Below are 16,653 nucleotides of genomic sequence, written 5' to 3'. Positions count from 1 at the left end.
CTGATTGTACCCTTTTCAAAGGGGGCTTATAATGTGGGGGCAGGAAAGCATTTCTGCCTCCTGCTCCAAATTCAAACAGATGTGGGGCCTGTAATCCGTGTTTAGAAAGCATCAATCCCTCCGTAAGAAACTTGTCTGGTCATCGCTGATCTGCGTGCTGATCCCGCTTGTCTGCATTTACATGGTTACAGATTATTTGACCCGGGATCTCATTCTGGAGAAAGCGGTTGGTAGCGCAAGAGAATCTTTAAATGCAGCCAGCGCCAATATGAATGCCATATTTGAACAGACACTGGAACAGTCCAACTTTGTGCTCCAGAACAGCGAGATCAGGCAGATGATGTCTGCCGATTCAGAGTCGCTCCGTGCACCAAAGCAAATCATTCAGTATAACCGTATGTCGCGGATGCTGGATGATATGTTTGTTTTAACAGAATATTTGAAGGTGACGTTAATCGGAAAAAATGGTTTGATTTATACCAGCTATCCTTACAGTGACTTTAACCCGAAAAATTTCTACAACAAAAATTGGACATCGTTGCTGAAACAAATTCAACCCATTTCGACTTATTGGAGAGCGGAGCACGATACGTACTACAATTATTCTGATAAAGGCTCAGCTGATTGGGTAACCATTGCGAGGCCGATTCAATCGACCTCCAGCAGTACCATCGGATATTTAATTATTAATATCAATGAGCGTAAGCTCCGTCCTTATCTAAATAACGATAATGATAAAGAGATGATGCTTTTGGATGACAAGGGAACTGTAGTTTCCCATGCTGACAAGACCCGAATCGGAGAGACGATGACGTGGTTGAAAATGGATGGCGAGCTTGACACTGTGGAAATCGACGGAGAGAAGTTTTTATATGTTGATCAGGAGCTGAGCAGTAACAAATGGCGGATGGTCAGCATTATCCCGCTGAAGGCAGCCTTGTCGAAAAATAAGCAGATTTTATTTATCAGCCTGGCGGTGCAGATTCTTTTTTTTACCTTGTTTTCCGTTCTCTTAACCGTTCTAATCTCAAAGCTGACTCAGCCAATCGTAAAATTAAGCGCTTTTGTAAAGCGAATAGGTCGTGGTCAGTTGGATGAACGTTCGTTCATTCGAGGGAATAATGAGGCAGCACAGCTCGCCCGCACCATTGACCAGATGCTGGATCGGATCGAGTCTATGATTGAACAAATCACTTATGAACAGACGGGAAAAAGAAAAGCCGAACTAGAGATGCTGCAAGCGCAGATCAATCCACATTTTATGTTTAATCTGCTGAATTCGATTCGCTTAAATATCCTGATGCAAGGCGATCGGGAGAATGCTGAGTTGATTGGTTCGCTGTCGTCTTTGCTCCGGATGACCTTTAACAGGGACAATGAGTTTATCCCGCTTCGTGAGGAGACAGATACGATATCGCATTACGTCACTTTAATGAATTTCCGCCATGCCAATCAGGTCAGGCTGGAAATGAATTTAGCGGACGGTAGCGCTGAAGCACTGGTGCCTCGATTTATGATTCAACCCATGATCGAGAATGCCATCATCCATGGCTTCGAGCAGTTTGGTGGCGAGATTTTTATTGAAGCTCGTATTGTTGCAACTACGGGAAGCTTGGTTATCACCATTAAGGATAATGGGATCGGGATGTCGCCGGAAACTTTAACAAGACTTCGTGAAACCGCATACAGCAGCGAACAAATTACAGAGGAGGACAGAAAAGGGTTCTCCGGCATAGGTTTACGCAATGTGGCCCAACGCCTCAGTATGATTTATGGCGCTTCTTTTAAGCTGAATATTCAAAGTGAACCTGATGTGGGCACAGAGATTTGTCTGGAGTTTCCTCTGGATTACGGAAAGGTGGGTGTGGAGAATGCTGACGGCAATATTGGTGGATGATGACTATCCGGTTATCCGTTATTTGTCGCAGGCCGTACCTTGGAGTGAGCTCGGTATTGAACTCATCGGATGTTATTATAGCGGTCTCGAGGCTTGGGAAAAAGCACAGCAGAGTCCACCAGATCTTATTATTACCGATATTGGCATGCCCAAGATGAACGGGCTGGAGATGCTGGAGCTATTCAGAGCTGTGCAGCCCGGAATCCGTGCGATTATTCTCTCCTGCCACAACGAATTCAAATACGCCCAGCAAGCGCTGAAATTAAACGTAGGAGAATATATTTTAAAAGAATCACTGGATATTGAGCAGTTACAGCAAGCGATTAGCACCCTTGTGGCGGAAGTGGGACTGAATAGGCAGCAGCATACAGAGATGCTGGTTTATAAGCAAAAGCAGTCTCAAAATCGCGCCGCGCTGAAGGAAAAGTTTCTAAAAGATACCTTGTATCAATCCTGGGATAAGGAGGCTTGGATCGAGCAGGCCCGATCAAACGGAATTATGATCCATGCCAAAAACTATATCCCGCTGGTTATTGTAATTGATCGTCCAGAGGAAGCTTCAAGGGTGCGCCGGATGAGTGAATATACGATTTCTTTTGCGGTTGAGAATATTATGCAGGAAGTGCTTGAGGCTGATCACAGTCTGTTTATTTCGAGATACAGCCATAAGGAGATTGTCATTCTCTTTTGCAGCGACCAGCCTTCCAAAGATCACCAGGCTATCTATCACTCCATTCAAAATGCAGCCTCTGCGGTTCAAAAATATCTTAAACTCTCTGTCTCTTGCTTATTTGGCGCTGAGGCGCGCAGTCCTGAGGAAATTCGCGGAACATTGCAGCGGATGCTGAGGGAGAAAATACAGCGCTTTTATCTCCCTGCGGCGGGAATCCACCGTTTTGAAGAAGTCTGCTTTTCCGGAGAAGATATTTATGCTGAATATGGAACCTTGTACGCTGTTATCAATGATGATATTGCCTTGAACAGGAACACGGAGCTTCGCGTTCATGTAAAGGAATGGAGGGAATGGGTGGCCTCGCAAAAATTCCATCCGAATGAAGTCAAGGAATGTGTGCTTCGCTTGCTGATGGACTTGCAGATGAAGACGAAACAGCTTCTGCAATCTCCATTGCCTATAACCGAAGAAAAGCTTTTTAGCGTGGTTGGTGACATTGAAACTCTGGAGTATTTGGAACAATGGCTGGTGCAGTACTTGGAGGAATTAGCGCGGAAAATAAGTATGTTCTCCATCAAGTCTAAACGGAGTGAGGTCATCAAAGCCCAGCAGTTCGTGATTAGTCATGTGACGGAGAAAATAACGCTGGAGGACATGGCAGGCCGCCTTAACTTAAATGCCAGTTATTTCAGCCGCTTATTCAAACGGGAAACAAACCAGAACTTCATCGAATATGTAAATATGCTAAAGCTTCAGAAGGCAAAGGAGCTGCTTAACCAATCTGAAAAGACAGTGGAAGAGATCTCCGAGTATCTGGGATATGCCAACAAAAGTTATTTCATCAAGCTGTTTAAACGGGAAATGGGCATGAGGCCTAGTGAATATGCCGCTTGGCATTGAGTGTGGACAGGAGGAAACATTGCTGTGGGAATAAAGGGCACTAAAAATGAATTACAGATGTTCCTAAATGAACTATATACTCCACTGGAGCGCAGATTTACCTCTGGTTGTGCAGGAATTAATATGGGCGCTACAGGATCGATTTACAATGAAGCTACAGCGCTTATGGAAGCTTTCGCCCGTCCTCTATGGGGCCTTGTTCCCCATGCCAGCGGTGGAGGGGAAAGTGCACTCTGGCCGATGTTTCTGGAAGGGATCATCAACGGAACAGACCCGGAGCATGAAGAATATTGGGGGCAATTTACTACCAAAGATCAGCGTATGGTAGAGCAGGCCGTGTTGGGACTGGGGCTTGCTCTTGCACCACATAAAATGTGGGAGCCGCTGAGCGACACGCAGAAAATGAATGTATATAACTGGCTAAATCAGATTAATCATGTGGATCGTTCCAATCCGAATAACTGGCTGATGTTCACGGTTCTTGTGAATGTGGGCTTCAAGAAAGTCGGATTACCTTATGATCAGAGCATAATGGATGATTATCTAGCGCAGATCGATAATTACTATCTTGGTGACGGTTGGTATTCCGATGGATTGACCGATCAGAGGGACTATTATATTGCTTTTGCTATGCATTATTATACGCTGATATACGCTAAGCTGATGGCGGATGATGATCCTCAGAGAGCTGCTGTTTATCGGGAAAGATCCGCACGATTTGCCGAGGATTTCATTTATTGGTTCGCTGAGGACGGAAGCGCACTTCCTTTTGGTCGTAGCCTGACCTATCGTTTTGCACAGGTTTCATTCTGGAGTGCGCTGGTGTATGCAGATATGGTTCCTTTTTCATATGGCGTTCTTAAAGGAATCATTATGCGCCATTTTCGTTGGTGGTTTGAACAACCTATTATGGGATTAGACGGACTGCTTAGCATCGGATATGCTTATCCGAATCTAGTCATGACAGAGAACTACAACGCCCCCGGATCTCCGTATTGGGCCTTTAAAGCTATGCTTATTCTTGCCTTGCCAGATGATCATCCTTTTTGGCAGGCGGAGGAAGAGCCGTTGCCTATTTTGAAAGAGGTACGGGCTCTCCAAGAGGCGCGAATGCTTGTGAGTCGTCCGGAAGGAAACAGGCATGTTATTGCCTATACCTCTGGCCAGATGGCTAACTTTGATATGGCCCATAGTGCAGCCAAATATTCTAAATTTGCATATTCCACTCTGTTTGGCTTTAGTGTCCCGAAAGCGGGTTACGGGTTGGTTCAAGGCGCTTACGATTCTACACTCGCACTATGCGAATGTGATGAACACTATCGGGTACGCAGATTCTGCGAGACCTGGGAAATCGGGGACAGCTATGTATATTCCCGCTGGCATCCCTGGAGTGATGTACATGTGGAGACATGGATTATTCCGGCTGGTCTATGGCATGTTCGTGTTCACAGCATTCATACTGCCCGGCGGCTGGATGTATCGGAGGGTGGATTTGCCATTGGCCAGTCAGCTGGCTTCTCGCACAGTGAACGGGAAATCATTAAGGTATCGAACACTGCTGTTTCGGTGCAGCTGCCCTGGGGAATCAGTGCCATACATAGGCTAAGCGGCTTTGATCGGGGAGAGTGCGTATATCCCGAGCCAAATACCAATCTGCTGAAGCCGCGGACACTTCTTCCGAGCTTGTGCTCCAGACTGGAACCGGGAGATCAAGTATTGATATCTGCTGTCTTCGGAGCGACGAATACTCCGGAGAACCAGGCAAGTCTTGCTTCACCGCCGCTTATTCAATGGCACTCGGACGGAAGGGTTGCTGTATACGAACCTAGTAACGATACACTTTTGCATACTGTTGATTTAAGGGGAGGGAGAAACAAAGATGTGGAATAAGGCTATTGAGGATGCGATTCACAAAGTTGGGAGCAATATGGCTAACCATCCGGGCAAACTGCCTCATATCGCTGAGGGGCAACAGTACGAATGGGGAGACAACGACGACTGGATAGAGGGTTTCTATGTTGGGATGATGTGGCTTGCTTATGAATATAGTAAGGATTCATGCTATAAGGAGGCGGCAGCCTCTTGGTTAGGGGACTTCAAGCATCGTCTGGATCAGCACATCGCCCTGGACCATCATGACATTGGTTTCTTGTATACACTGACCGCAGTAGCGGAGTGGAAAATAACGGGCAGCGAAGCGGCGCGAGCTGTCGGTCTGCAAGCTGCGGACACGCTGTGCAAGCGCTGGCGTGAACTAGCAGGGATTCTTCAGGCCTGGGGACTGGAGAGTGACCCGGAGAATGCGGGACGTATCATTATTGACTGCTTGATGAATTTACCTCTATTATTCTGGGCAGCTGAGGAAACAGGAGATAAGCGCTATTATGAAATAGCGCTCGAACATGCGTTTAAGAGCCGGAAATTTCTTGTGCGTGGGGATGCCTCCTCTTACCATACTTTTTATTTTGATCCGGCTACCGGAAATGCAATTCGTGGAGGAACACATCAAGGTTATGAGGACGGATCGACCTGGACACGTGGTCAAGCTTGGGGAATATACGGTTTTGCTCTGGCGTATCGCTATACGCAGAATGAGGATTTTCTTAAGACTTCTAAGAGCCTAGCGGATTATTTTATCAGCCATCTACCGGAGGATAGTGTGGCTTATTGGGATTTCGATGTGCCAGTGGGAGCGGAGACCCCTCGCGACAGCTCGGCTTCGGCGATTGCGGCAGCCGGTCTTTTGGAACTGCTCGATCACCTAGGCGTAGACGATCCGGACCGGGCCATTTATGAAGTTGCTTTACACCGTAGCATGAAATCTCTAGTGGAACATTATGCGACATCTGGAAATCCGGAAGCAGAGGGACTTCTAAAGCATGGTTCTTATCATGTGAGAGGTGGACGTGTGCCTGATGGTCATATGATTTGGGGAGATTATTATTATATGGAAGCGCTGATCCGCTTGCAGACCGGCATCCGAGGCTATTGGTAGTGGGATGTTAGGGTGGGGCAAGGTTTATCCTATAGAAGAAGGAAACTGCTAAGACTAATCTCTTAGCGGTTTTTTTTGTGTGGACTATTATACAAGAGTTTTAAAACGTAGTTATTTACTTGGAATAGTATGAATAAAATCATATCACCACGCGTAAGGTTTAATGTAAGATTTTGATAATTATATACATTAAGAAAAGGGGATCGGGTTACTCAGATATGAATTTAGACTGGGAGTTTATCTACGAGAGTTTGCCGCTTTATGGTGAGGCGATGTGGCTGACAGTGAAGCTAGCGTTGTTAGCTATTGTATTCTCACTCCTTATTGGATTACTGTTCAGTATCGTCTTGTACTATAAGGTCAAAATCGTCAGTGATGTTATTAAGATCTACATTGAGCTTTCACGGAACACCCCTTTACTTGTGCAGCTCTTTTTTCTTTACTATGGCTTACCTAAGATCGGAATTCACTTTAGTGAAATGACCTGTGCGATTGTAGGCATGACATTTTTGGGCGGGAGCTATATGACGGAGGCTTTTCGAAGTGGGTTCGAGGCAGTTAGCCAATCGCAGATTGAATCAGGTCAGAGCATTGGACTGTCTAAGCTGCAGCTGGTCAGATATGTTATTTTTCCCCAAGCCTTTGCGATAAGTATTCCTTCTTTAGGGGCAAATGCGATCTTTCTGCTGAAGGAGACCTCTATTGTAGGTACCATTGCTTTAATGGATTTGATGAATGTGGCAAAAGACTTGATCGGCATGCATTACAAAACAGCGGAGTCTCTGCTCCTTCTGGTACTCGCCTATTTGGTGTTAGTCCTGCCCTTATCGCTTTTATTGACTTGGGTGGAAAGGAAGGTGAGATATGCAGAATTCGGGGATTGAGGTGCTTTTTGAAGGTTCTAATTTCGAACGATTATTAGGGGGCTTACTTGTAACGATTGAAATTTCATTTCTCTCTATTGGAATCGGTACGTTATTAGGGATCGTTATGGGATTGCTCCGGACGCTGGGATCGAGGCCATTAAGGTTTATATTACGTCTTTATTTGGAGACTTTTAGAATTATTCCGATTCTAGTGTGGCTGTATGTAGTACATTTCAGTTTCTCTCCATTACTTCATATCGATATCAGCGGGGAGGCTACCTCTATATTGGTGTTCAGCTTATGGGGAGCTGCGGAAATTGGCGATCTTGTTCGTGGAGCTTTGCAATCTATGCCAAAACATCAGGTGGAATCTGCCAGGGCGCTAGGTCTGAGCAGCAGTCAACTTTATCGGCATATTTTGATCCCGCAGGCTGTACGCAGAATGCTGCCGGGAATGATTAATCTTGCCACACGAATGATCAAGACAACATCACTGGTGGTGCTGATTGGAGTGATTGAGGTGGTAAAGATCGGGCAGCAGATCATTGAACTCGGCGTAATAAAAGCGCCCACCGCTTCATTCTGGGTATACGGCTTTATCTTTATATTATATTTTTCTGTATGTTTTCCGTTATCCAGACTTTCGAAAAAAGTTGAAAGCAGATGGCAAAATTAAGGCTTAGGAAGGAACGGTTGTAATGGCAGATTCCGGAGAACTCCTGCTGGAGGTTACACAATTACACAAATATTTTGGAGAGCGAAAGGTACTGGACGGCATTGAATTGCAGGTCGAAAAAGGAGAAGTAATCGTTATTCTCGGTCCCTCTGGCTGTGGAAAAAGTACGTTTTTGCGTTGTCTTAACGGTTTGGAACCGGTTCAGGAAGGCGCGATACAATATCGTGGGCAGAACCTCGCGGGGGCTGCTGTAGATTGGCGTGAAGTTAGGCAGCATATCGGAATGGTCTTTCAAAATTATGAGTTATTCCCGCATATGACGGTTATGGATAACATTCTTCTAGGCCCTCTGAAAGTACAAAAGAGAGAGCTTAAAGAAGCAACGCAGCAAGCGGAACAGCTCTTAGAGCGGGTTGGGCTGCTTGAGCGTAAACTGGACTATCCACGCCAGCTTTCCGGTGGACAAAAGCAGAGAATAGCTATAGTAAGAGCTTTATGTATGAATCCGGAGATTATGTTATTTGATGAAGTGACAGCATCCTTGGATCCGGAAATGGTTCGGGAAGTGCTTGATGTCATCTTAGGGCTTGCTCAGCAAGGAATGACGATGATCATCGTGACTCATGAAATGGGGTTTGCCAAATCGGTTGGGGATCGGATCGTGTTTATGGATCAAGGCAAGATATGTGAGATCGCTGCCCCGCAACAATTTTTTACCCACCCTGCGACAGAACGTGCCCAGCATTTTCTGGATATATTTCAGTACGAAAAATTATAGAAATAGGAGAGGAAGAGAAATGAAGAAAAGTTTGAAATGGCTAACGATGCTGGTAGGTGTAAGTATATTATTGATGGGATTGGCTGCTTGCGGAAATAGTTCGGATAACAACGGAAACTCAGCATCTTCTAAATTCACTTCTATTGAACAGCTAAAGAAGAAAGGGAAGATTAAGATCGGCGTATTTGCAGACAAACCACCTTTTGGTTATGTGGACGCTGAGGGTAAAAACCAAGGGTTTGATGTGTATATTGCCAAACGCTTTGCCAAGGATCTGCTAGGGGATGAATCGAAGGTTGAATTTGTGTTAGTTGATGCTGCCAGCCGCGTGGCATATCTTGAATCGGGTAAGGTTGATATCATTATGGCTAACTTTACGGTCACCGAGGAAAGAAAAGAAAAAGTGGATTTCGCTAATCCGTACATGAAATTGTCCTTTGGGATCGTATCCCCAGACAGTGCTCCAATCACTTCCATTGATCAATTAAAAGGGAACAAGCAAAAGCTCATTGTAGCTAAAGGTACGACAGCGGAAACCTATTTTACCAAAGAATATCCGGATATTGAATTGCTCAAATTCGATCAGTACACCGAGATTTTTGCAGCGCTTAAAGATGGTCGGGGGGCGGCAATCGCTAACGATAATACAGAACTCATTGCTTGGGCTAAATCAAATCCTGGATTTACGGTCAGCATTCCTGCTTTCGGAGGTCAGGATACAATAGCTCCAGCAGTGGCAAAGGGGAATAAGGAATTGCTGGACTGGATTAATACAGAACTTGATACCCTTGGTAAAGAACAATTTATCCATCAAGCCTACAAAGAAACCTTAAATGAAATTTACGGTGAAGGATATACTGATGAGCTTGTCGTTGAAGGCGGGAAAATCCAGTAACGGATTGGGAATAACATTGCGGGGGCATCTGAGAAGATGCCTTTTCTACAGATAGACTATTGCAATTTCTATAATGCCGAGTATAATACTGGGTATACACAGAATAAGGAGTCGGTGAAAATGTCTGTCGATGATTATCTGGATCTTCTAAACTACGCAAAAGCAATTAACGATGGACAGTGGCATGCTGACATCATAGACCGTTTGAATAAGCTGAGTAAGGCTTCTCATGCTGAGACAACAGAACAAAGTGTGAAAGAGCTGTGGATTCAATTCGACGATATAAATGCAATATTAATGGATTTATTTAATAAGCTGAGGGAAAGTGCGGATCCAGTAGAGCAGTACCGGTGGAAAGAGAAAGTCTGGGAGTTAAAGCAGGAACGGATTAATCTATCGAAGAAGATTCAGAGTAGATATATCAGGATATAATTTAAGCTCACATTGTAATAATAAATAGAAAATAAAAAAAGGCATGCAGTTAGTCTGCTCTGCCAAACTTACGATGGTCTATAGGCTACTTAGACATTTGCATTCCTTCGCGCATCATTGTCATACACATAGTCATCATTTCATCGCAGTCCTGCATTTTTTTCATCATCATATCCATGTTCATATCCATCATGCCCATTTCAGACATTTTTTCCATGCCCATCTTCATACAGTTCATCTTAGACATCATATCATCCATACACATGTTCATCATCATTTCCATACACATCTTGTCCATTTTTAATTCCTCCCTTCTTTTAAATTACCTTTCTTCCATAAAATACTATACAATTTAGGAACAATCAACGCTAGATTTGATATTTTACTAACTTATTTTTCTTATTTGTCGTAATTATGTATATCCTTACCATACGGATGTTATTAATCAGAATACTTAATTGCGGATGGTGACTATTGGCTAGATTGCCTCAGGTCAGCGTTTTTTTGCGTTCTACAGAGTGAGGAATTAACGAGCCGGATCATCACTCTGGGATAAACGAGAAGACACTGCCATAGGTCCCTGTAAATACGGGCTGACCAAATTTTTGTGTCCATTCCTTGAGTAGTTTATAGGGGACCTTTTTGCTCGTAATTACATAATCGGGCTGATCGTAATTAACGATCTCGGGAAGGTATTCAGAGAATCCGTGCATCGAGCGTTCAAAAGCAGTCCAACCCAATACGCCAAGAGAATCTTTTGTCACGAAGGGATCTTGTCTGCCATCACATAACACATCTCCCCCTCGAAACATGACATAGCCGGATGAACCGTAGTGGGCGAGAACTTTCGGACGTGTACCTTCAGATGTATGCTGTAGAATATAGTCCATTTCATCGACAGGATATTTTTTGGCGTCAATAACTGGTGGTACAAGGAATAGATAAGCAATGTTTAGCAGCAGGCCAACTGCCAGTAACCCTCGTAATGTACTTTGTCGGACTAGAATACCTGTTTTGGTGAATTCAGGAAGCGCATCAAAAAATACAGCCGCAAAATAGGGGATGAACAGCCACATAAACAGGTTTTGCTTGAAGTTTGATACACCGAGGTATAGAATCCCAAGCATAAGAAAAAAACGGAACGGTTTACGCTGGAGTGCAAAAGGAAGTGTGCAGGCAAAGAACAAAAGCAATAGTAAGATGGGCAAATTCTCCAAGCTATTGAACCGAATCGGCTGCCATTCATTGATCAGCAGGTTAAAGTTCTTTTTCGTAACTGTCAAAATAAACAAGAGACTTTTTACGCCGCCTGGATTTAGAATGCCAACGAACCAGACGAGACTGAAGACTATGATTTTACGCCCATTCAGCGTTTTTTGGATCAAGGATTCAAGCAGAGCCATCCCTGTAAATACAGCAATTACAAGCCATACTCCTGCATGAAAATTGGCAATGGCAATAGAAAGAGCAATCATCGCAGCGGCATATTTCTTTTGAGAACTCATTTGATATTCACGTAAATATACGAAAAACCAGACAATCATAAACGAAGAGATCATCTGTGGACGGCCTTTGAAATAATTATAATAAATCCAGCAAGAAATTAGCAGCACAAAAGGGAGCAGGAGTACATGGTCTTCTTGAAGTCCCAGTTCTTTGCGTGAAACCTTACCCAGCCGAAGCAATCCGAGCACTAAAAAGAACAAGCATACAGCAGTCAAAATATACACACCCGGCCATCCAAAAGCTGCATAAAGCGGGGCAACGAGCAGTTGGAATCCGAATTCATGAGGGACGTAGGGCAGCTTATCTCCGTAAAAAGTATGTATGGCATGATGTAGAACTTGTCCGTGCCCGATCATATATTGTCCTAGCTCTATATGCCAGAAGGTATCGGGATCATTGTAAGAAAATTCAGGGAACATCAGCAAGATAGCGGCTATAACGAATATGCCATACAAAAATTTGTGTATATTGAATTTCATCATTATTTTGTTTTCCCCCCGTTTTTTGTTCAATTATAACGAGACTTTCTTAAGGAATAGTAAAATTTATGAAGCGGAGTGAACACTCATGCATCAACTATTTACGTGGATATCTGAATCCGCGCTTCATCTTGTTAATTCTATGGGTATTTGGGGCATATGGTTAGGGATGATTCTAGAGAGTGCCTGTATCCCCATTCCCAGTGAAGTGATTATGCTCAGCGGTGGCTGGCTGATTGCGCAAGGCTCGCTTACTTTTATGGAAGTTGCTGTCGCTGGGATATTCGGAAACCTACTGGGTTCCATCATTGCCTACTATATTGGTAAGGCAGGTGGACGCCGGTTATTAGAGAAATACGGAAAATATATTCTCTTGAATGAGCATCATTTGGAGCAATCGGAGCGTTGGTTCGAGCGTTATGGCGAGAGTACCGTATTTTTTACTCGTATGTTGCCCTTTATTCGTACTTTTATCTCATTGCCCGCAGGGGTTGGTGGAATGAAAGCTTGGAGATTCATAACATTTACAGCACTCGGCTGTATCCCGTGGAACTTAGCTTTGATCTATCTGGGATACCGCTTAGGTGACAACTGGGGTATCGTGGAGCAATTTATTCGCCCAATCAGTTATACCATTTGCGGAATCGTGGTGCTTCTTGTGTTGAGGTGGTTAGTACGGAGATTTCTTAACCAGACTTAATGCCAGCTCTTCGGGTGTTTTCTGGTGTTTTCTGCTCGGTGAGCCTCCGCAGCTAAATATGGATAAATAAAGGTCAGGAACGTCGAGGCTAGAATTAACTGTTATATGTTGAATGCATTCTATATTCAAGGATAATCTACTTATGTCTGGGAGGTTTGAAATGAAGGTCAAACGAATCGTCGCCAATATAAACACGAAGGATCTCACGGCAGCTAAATGCTTTTACGAGGATGTGCTCGGTCTTGATTTAATGATGGATCATGGTTGGATTAGAACTTATGGTTTAGACGAGGAGATGAGTATTCAGATTAGTTTTGCCTCACAGGGTGGCTCAGAAACGCCTACGCCTGATCTATCAATTGAAGTCGATGATGTCGATGCTACATTTGAAAGCATGAAGAAAGCTGGATTTCCGATAGAATATGGGCTTGTTGATGAGCCTTGGGGTGTTCGGCGATTCTATGTCCGCGACCCGTTTGGCAAACTTATCAACATCCTTGAGCATAGACATTAGAAGAGTGGTCACGGCGTGCAGAAATCTTGATTGTTAAACTATCGAATAGCGATAGCTAAATGATGACATAAGGCAGCCGGTCAGTGGATCGGCGTCTTTATTCAACTAACGGGCAGGATAGTTGAACATAATCATGCTTAACCGTATTATAAGTAAGTATAAATTCATTGTTGAGGGAAGCGTCATATAAAAATTCAATGTTCTTGTTGATTCTTATATTGAATGATTTTCAGCATTCACTGTAAATTTAATGATTAAATGCAGAGATAAATCATATCGAAAGGATAACTTATGAGAAATTTTATTATCTTCGGAGCAAGTAAAGGATTAGGTGAGGCATTCTTCAAAGGATTGCCAGAAAAAGGTGATCGTGTTTGGGTGGTTTCTAGAACTTATCCTAACAATTTAAATCTTGAAGATGGTGTACAGAAATATTGGATTGAGGCTGATTTAGCGAAATCTGATGCAAGCAAGCTGATTGCGAATACAGTAAATGACGTTACAATAGACGTATTAATATATAATGTAGGGATATGGGAGAGCAAAGGCTTCAGGGATGACTATGATTTTGAAAAAGATGACCCAGCTGAAATCGTCAACATCATTAATGTAAATGTTACTTCAGCTATTACCTGCATACAGAAGCTTTTACCGAATCTAAAAAAGTCAGATAACGCAAAAATTTTCTTAATTGGTTCTACGGCAGGTCTTGAACATAATGATTTTACGCAAGTTTCATTTGTAGCTTCTAAGTTCGGTTTGCGTGGTATTGGAAATTCTATAAGGGAGCATGTAAAAAAGTATGGGATCGGTGTGACTTGTATAAATCCTGGTGAAATTGCAACCCAAATTCCATTGGAAGATGGAATTGAGAAAGTCTTGTCTGCGTATGGCGGTACACAGATTCCTCTTCAAGATATTGTTTCTTTAGTTAAATGCTTAATGAACCTTTCCAAAGCCTCTTGTGTAAAAGAAATAAATATTCCAGCAATGTTGGATACAAATGCGTAATCAACTCCATTGAGAATGATAGTGCAAAAAAGCGAGATTCTAAGAAACCACTCCATAGTAAGGAGTGGTTTTCGCTTTATACATGAATGTGTAAAGTTTGGTCAAACTCTAATTTATGCTTAGATATACTACGGTGAGCCGTATCATAAATAACGGTTGAGTTAACGGGGGTAGTTTAAGTAAATGTAAATATTTACTTGCGAACTAATGTTCGGTACAATGAACTTGATTCCATTACAAAAAGGAGATGTTGGATATGTATAAACACATTAAAGATTTTGCCGCAACTTGGCAGAATGAAACGGAAGCAACAATGCGGACACTGGAGATGCTGACGGACGAGTCTCTTGGTCAACAGATAACAAGCGATCATAGAACGCTTGGACGTGTTGCATGGCACCTTGTACAGACGTTGCACGAAATGCCATCTCGGACGGGACTGTCTTTCGAAGGACCAGGCGAAGATATGCCGGTGCCAGCTTCGGCAGCAGACATCGCATCAGTCTATAAGAGGACCTCACAAGCGCTCCTTGATGCTATACAGTCCAGTTGGAAAGATGAGAATCTGCTTATCATGAGCGATATGTATGGTGATCAATGGCCAAACGGCTTAATGCTGGAAATTCTCGTAAAGCATGAGATTCATCATCGTGGTCAGATGACAGTACTGATGCGTCAGGCAGGCCTTCGTGTGCCGGATCTTTACGGCCCGACAAAAGAGCAGTGGGCCGAGTATGGAGCGCTACCTCCAGTAATTTAGAGTAAGATTATATCCGCTTTGGCCGTTTGGCTATAGTGGGATTTATAAGTATTTTATCATAGGATTGAAAGTGGTGGCTTGAATCATAGACAAGAGGATACCATCGGACTGAAACTGTTGATTCTATTGAACTAACGGGAAACAATAGCTTAATCTAAAACGAAGGTAGCTGGTCTATATGAACGGCTACCTTCGTTACGCTAAAGGACACATTTCCCCTTAATCTATATAGAATTGAGGATGAGAGAGCAGGAAATCTCACATCAGCTAGGGAATACCAATTATGGATTTATAAATGTACATGAAAGGTTGATCCAAGTTTATGAATGACCATAATCTCACCTTCGTAGCCAAAGCGAAAATGATGCTTGTATACCCTTTGCTGCTTGCCCTGATCGTTATACTTGTGGTCAGTAGCCTTACTGCCTGCGATAATTCCACCGCAGGCAAGACAGCAAGCAAATCTGCGCAGCCGACTATAGTGACACCTGTGGTAGCGCAAGCATCGGGCAGCATTTATTTGTACGGTGAAGCACACGGCGTAGCCAAGATATTGGACAAGGAATATAAATTGTGGTCTCAATACTACCACAACGAGGGCATGAGGCACTTATTCGTCGAGCTGCCCTATTTTACCGCCGAATACTTGAATCTATGGATGCAGTCGGACAATGACGATATTTTAGAGGAGATTTATGATGATTGGGAACGGACACGTAGTCACAACCCTGATGTCAAAGAGTTCTACAAAAAAATAAAGAGCGAGTGTCCGGAGACGATTTTCCACGGCACAGACATCGGGCATCAATATGAAACTACCGGGAGCGGCTATTTATCTTATCTTGTGGCAAACGATCTGGGAGAATCGGAGAAGTATACTTTAACAATGGAAGCGATCCGGCAAGGCCGTGTTTTTTACAGCAAAGAAGACGGCGTATATCGGGAAGACACGATGACGGAAAACTTTATTCGCGAATTTGAGAAGTTGGGCAATGAGAGCGTTATGGGCATTTACGGCTCAGCGCATACCGGGCTTGATGAAATGGACTATAAGACCCAATCCATCCCTTGTATGGGCAATCAATTACAGGAGCATTATGGCGATAACATTTATTCTGAGAACCTAAGTTGGATTGCTAAAGATATTGAGCCATCCAGAGTAGATTACATCTCCTTACAGGGCAAGGAATATGCAGCATCTTATTTTGGTAAGCAGGATTTGAACGGGTTCAAGGATTACGCCTATCGAGAATTTTGGCGATTGGAGGACGCCTATGAAGATATCCAAGACCTTCCACTGGTGGACAATTATCTTCCTTACGATAACTATCTGATGCCGATAGAAGTAGGCCAGGTCTTTGTGGTCAAAAGCACCAAAACAGACGGTTCAGTGCAAAGAGATTACTATCTGTCTAGCGGCCAAGTTGTGGAGGGTGTGAACTCAACACAACAATTCACAGCAGAGTGACGATCAGTAATATGATGATTATCTCAAGTACAACACGCTCGCTCATGCATCGGGCGTTCATAAAAGCTAATTGGGAAAATTGTCACGTGCCGAAAATGAGTGC

At 43.6% G+C, this 16,653-nt stretch carries 16 protein-coding genes; 14 read left to right on the top strand and 2 right to left on the bottom strand.

All coding sequences use genetic code 11. The features are described 5' to 3' along the window. The first annotated feature begins 97 nt into the window (after window positions 1–97). From NST58_RS23810 to NST58_RS23770, 9 genes are all read left to right on the top strand, one after another. Window positions 98–1,897: a sensor histidine kinase gene (locus tag NST58_RS23810; protein ID WP_076281335.1), complete on the top strand. Its 1,800-nt coding sequence runs from the start codon at window positions 98–100 to the stop codon at window positions 1,895–1,897. After that, complete coding sequence (locus NST58_RS23805) at window positions 1,872–3,470, top strand: helix-turn-helix domain-containing protein (RefSeq protein ID WP_339244396.1); 1,599 nt, start codon at window positions 1,872–1,874, stop codon at window positions 3,468–3,470. Before NST58_RS23810 ends, NST58_RS23805 begins: the two co-directional genes overlap by 26 nt. Before the next feature lie 24 nt (window positions 3,471–3,494). After that, window positions 3,495–5,360 carry a DUF2264 domain-containing protein gene (locus NST58_RS23800; protein ID WP_339244394.1) on the top strand — a complete coding sequence of 622 codons (1,866 nt, stop codon included), beginning with the start codon at window positions 3,495–3,497 and terminating at the stop codon, window positions 5,358–5,360. Further along, window positions 5,350–6,465, top strand: a complete 1,116-nt coding sequence (locus NST58_RS23795; RefSeq protein ID WP_076308172.1) for a glycoside hydrolase family 88 protein — start codon at window positions 5,350–5,352, stop codon at window positions 6,463–6,465. The genes NST58_RS23800 and NST58_RS23795 overlap by 11 nt, the downstream gene beginning before the upstream one ends. A 218-nt stretch (window positions 6,466–6,683) precedes the next feature. Continuing rightward, entirely contained in the window at window positions 6,684–7,349 is a 666-nt protein-coding gene (locus NST58_RS23790; protein WP_339244391.1) for an amino acid ABC transporter permease, read from the top strand. Then, complete coding sequence (locus tag NST58_RS23785) at window positions 7,330–8,007, top strand: amino acid ABC transporter permease (RefSeq protein ID WP_076130269.1); 678 nt, start codon at window positions 7,330–7,332, stop codon at window positions 8,005–8,007. The genes NST58_RS23790 and NST58_RS23785 overlap by 20 nt, the downstream gene beginning before the upstream one ends. 22 nt (window positions 8,008–8,029) lie before the next feature. Beyond that, the gene (locus tag NST58_RS23780; protein ID WP_076134604.1) at window positions 8,030–8,785 is read left to right on the top strand and encodes an amino acid ABC transporter ATP-binding protein; all 756 of its coding nucleotides are present in this window, start codon (window positions 8,030–8,032) and stop codon (window positions 8,783–8,785) included. A 19-nt stretch (window positions 8,786–8,804) separates the two neighbouring features. Further along, window positions 8,805–9,680, top strand: a complete 876-nt coding sequence (locus tag NST58_RS23775) for a cysteine ABC transporter substrate-binding protein (protein ID WP_036683125.1) — start codon at window positions 8,805–8,807, stop codon at window positions 9,678–9,680. A 120-nt stretch (window positions 9,681–9,800) separates the two neighbouring features. After that, window positions 9,801–10,112: a hypothetical protein gene (locus tag NST58_RS23770; protein ID WP_076304685.1), complete on the top strand. Its 312-nt coding sequence runs from the start codon at window positions 9,801–9,803 to the stop codon at window positions 10,110–10,112. Window positions 10,113–10,197: 85 nt separating this feature from the next. Here NST58_RS23770 and NST58_RS23765 read toward each other — a convergent pair whose 3' ends face one another. Both NST58_RS23765 and NST58_RS23760 read right to left on the bottom strand, forming a co-directional pair. Next, the gene (locus NST58_RS23765; RefSeq protein WP_038572647.1) at window positions 10,198–10,410 is read right to left on the bottom strand and encodes a hypothetical protein; all 213 of its coding nucleotides are present in this window, start codon (window positions 10,408–10,410) and stop codon (window positions 10,198–10,200) included. 244 nt (window positions 10,411–10,654) lie between these two features. Next, window positions 10,655–12,100: a hypothetical protein gene (locus NST58_RS23760; RefSeq protein ID WP_339244390.1), complete on the bottom strand. Its 1,446-nt coding sequence runs from the start codon at window positions 12,098–12,100 to the stop codon at window positions 10,655–10,657. 85 nt (window positions 12,101–12,185) lie between these two features. Here NST58_RS23760 and NST58_RS23755 point away from each other — a divergent pair, with 85 nt between their 5' ends. The 5 genes from NST58_RS23755 to NST58_RS23735 all read left to right on the top strand — a co-directional run bounded on the left by NST58_RS23755 (window position 12,186) and on the right by NST58_RS23735 (window position 16,550). Then, window positions 12,186–12,797, top strand: coding sequence for a DedA family protein (locus NST58_RS23755; protein ID WP_339244389.1), 612 nt, complete (start codon window positions 12,186–12,188; stop codon window positions 12,795–12,797). 160 nt (window positions 12,798–12,957) lie between these two features. Next, window positions 12,958–13,311, top strand: a complete 354-nt coding sequence (locus NST58_RS23750; protein ID WP_076186911.1) for a VOC family protein — start codon at window positions 12,958–12,960, stop codon at window positions 13,309–13,311. A 291-nt stretch (window positions 13,312–13,602) separates the two neighbouring features. Continuing rightward, window positions 13,603–14,322: an SDR family NAD(P)-dependent oxidoreductase gene (locus NST58_RS23745; RefSeq protein ID WP_076130262.1), complete on the top strand. Its 720-nt coding sequence runs from the start codon at window positions 13,603–13,605 to the stop codon at window positions 14,320–14,322. Between the two features lie 256 nt (window positions 14,323–14,578). After that, a complete protein-coding gene (locus NST58_RS23740) occupies window positions 14,579–15,082 on the top strand; it encodes a DinB family protein (protein ID WP_076218439.1) in 504 nt (167 codons plus the stop codon). A gap of 322 nt (window positions 15,083–15,404) precedes the next feature. Continuing rightward, a complete protein-coding gene (locus NST58_RS23735; protein WP_076279220.1) occupies window positions 15,405–16,550 on the top strand; it encodes a hypothetical protein in 1,146 nt (381 codons plus the stop codon). Window positions 16,551–16,653: the final 103 nt, after the last annotated feature.

This window comes from Paenibacillus sp. FSL R10-2796 (assembly GCF_037965315.1).
Classification (GTDB): domain Bacteria; phylum Bacillota; class Bacilli; order Paenibacillales; family Paenibacillaceae; genus Paenibacillus_AQ; species Paenibacillus_AQ odorifer.
This window is presented reverse-complemented; position numbering and strand designations above follow the sequence as displayed.

Excerpts from the sequence above, each read along its gene's own strand:
- NST58_RS23755 (WP_339244389.1), top strand. The coding sequence starts at position 12,186 with ATGCATCAACTATTTACGTGGATATCTGAATCCGCGCTTCATCTTGTT.
- NST58_RS23765 (WP_038572647.1), bottom strand. The coding sequence starts at position 10,410 with ATGGACAAGATGTGTATGGAAATGATGATGAACATGTGTATGGATGAT.
- NST58_RS23735 (WP_076279220.1), top strand. The coding sequence starts at position 15,405 with ATGAATGACCATAATCTCACCTTCGTAGCCAAAGCGAAAATGATGCTT.
- NST58_RS23780 (WP_076134604.1), top strand. The coding sequence starts at position 8,030 with ATGGCAGATTCCGGAGAACTCCTGCTGGAGGTTACACAATTACACAAA.
- NST58_RS23745 (WP_076130262.1), top strand. The coding sequence starts at position 13,603 with ATGAGAAATTTTATTATCTTCGGAGCAAGTAAAGGATTAGGTGAGGCA.
- NST58_RS23760 (WP_339244390.1), bottom strand. The coding sequence starts at position 12,100 with ATGATGAAATTCAATATACACAAATTTTTGTATGGCATATTCGTTATA.
- NST58_RS23805 (WP_339244396.1), top strand. The coding sequence starts at position 1,872 with ATGCTGACGGCAATATTGGTGGATGATGACTATCCGGTTATCCGTTAT.
- NST58_RS23770 (WP_076304685.1), top strand. The coding sequence starts at position 9,801 with ATGTCTGTCGATGATTATCTGGATCTTCTAAACTACGCAAAAGCAATT.
- NST58_RS23750 (WP_076186911.1), top strand. The coding sequence starts at position 12,958 with ATGAAGGTCAAACGAATCGTCGCCAATATAAACACGAAGGATCTCACG.
- NST58_RS23795 (WP_076308172.1), top strand. The coding sequence starts at position 5,350 with ATGTGGAATAAGGCTATTGAGGATGCGATTCACAAAGTTGGGAGCAAT.
- NST58_RS23790 (WP_339244391.1), top strand. The coding sequence starts at position 6,684 with ATGAATTTAGACTGGGAGTTTATCTACGAGAGTTTGCCGCTTTATGGT.
- NST58_RS23740 (WP_076218439.1), top strand. The coding sequence starts at position 14,579 with ATGTATAAACACATTAAAGATTTTGCCGCAACTTGGCAGAATGAAACG.
- NST58_RS23785 (WP_076130269.1), top strand. The coding sequence starts at position 7,330 with ATGCAGAATTCGGGGATTGAGGTGCTTTTTGAAGGTTCTAATTTCGAA.
- NST58_RS23775 (WP_036683125.1), top strand. The coding sequence starts at position 8,805 with ATGAAGAAAAGTTTGAAATGGCTAACGATGCTGGTAGGTGTAAGTATA.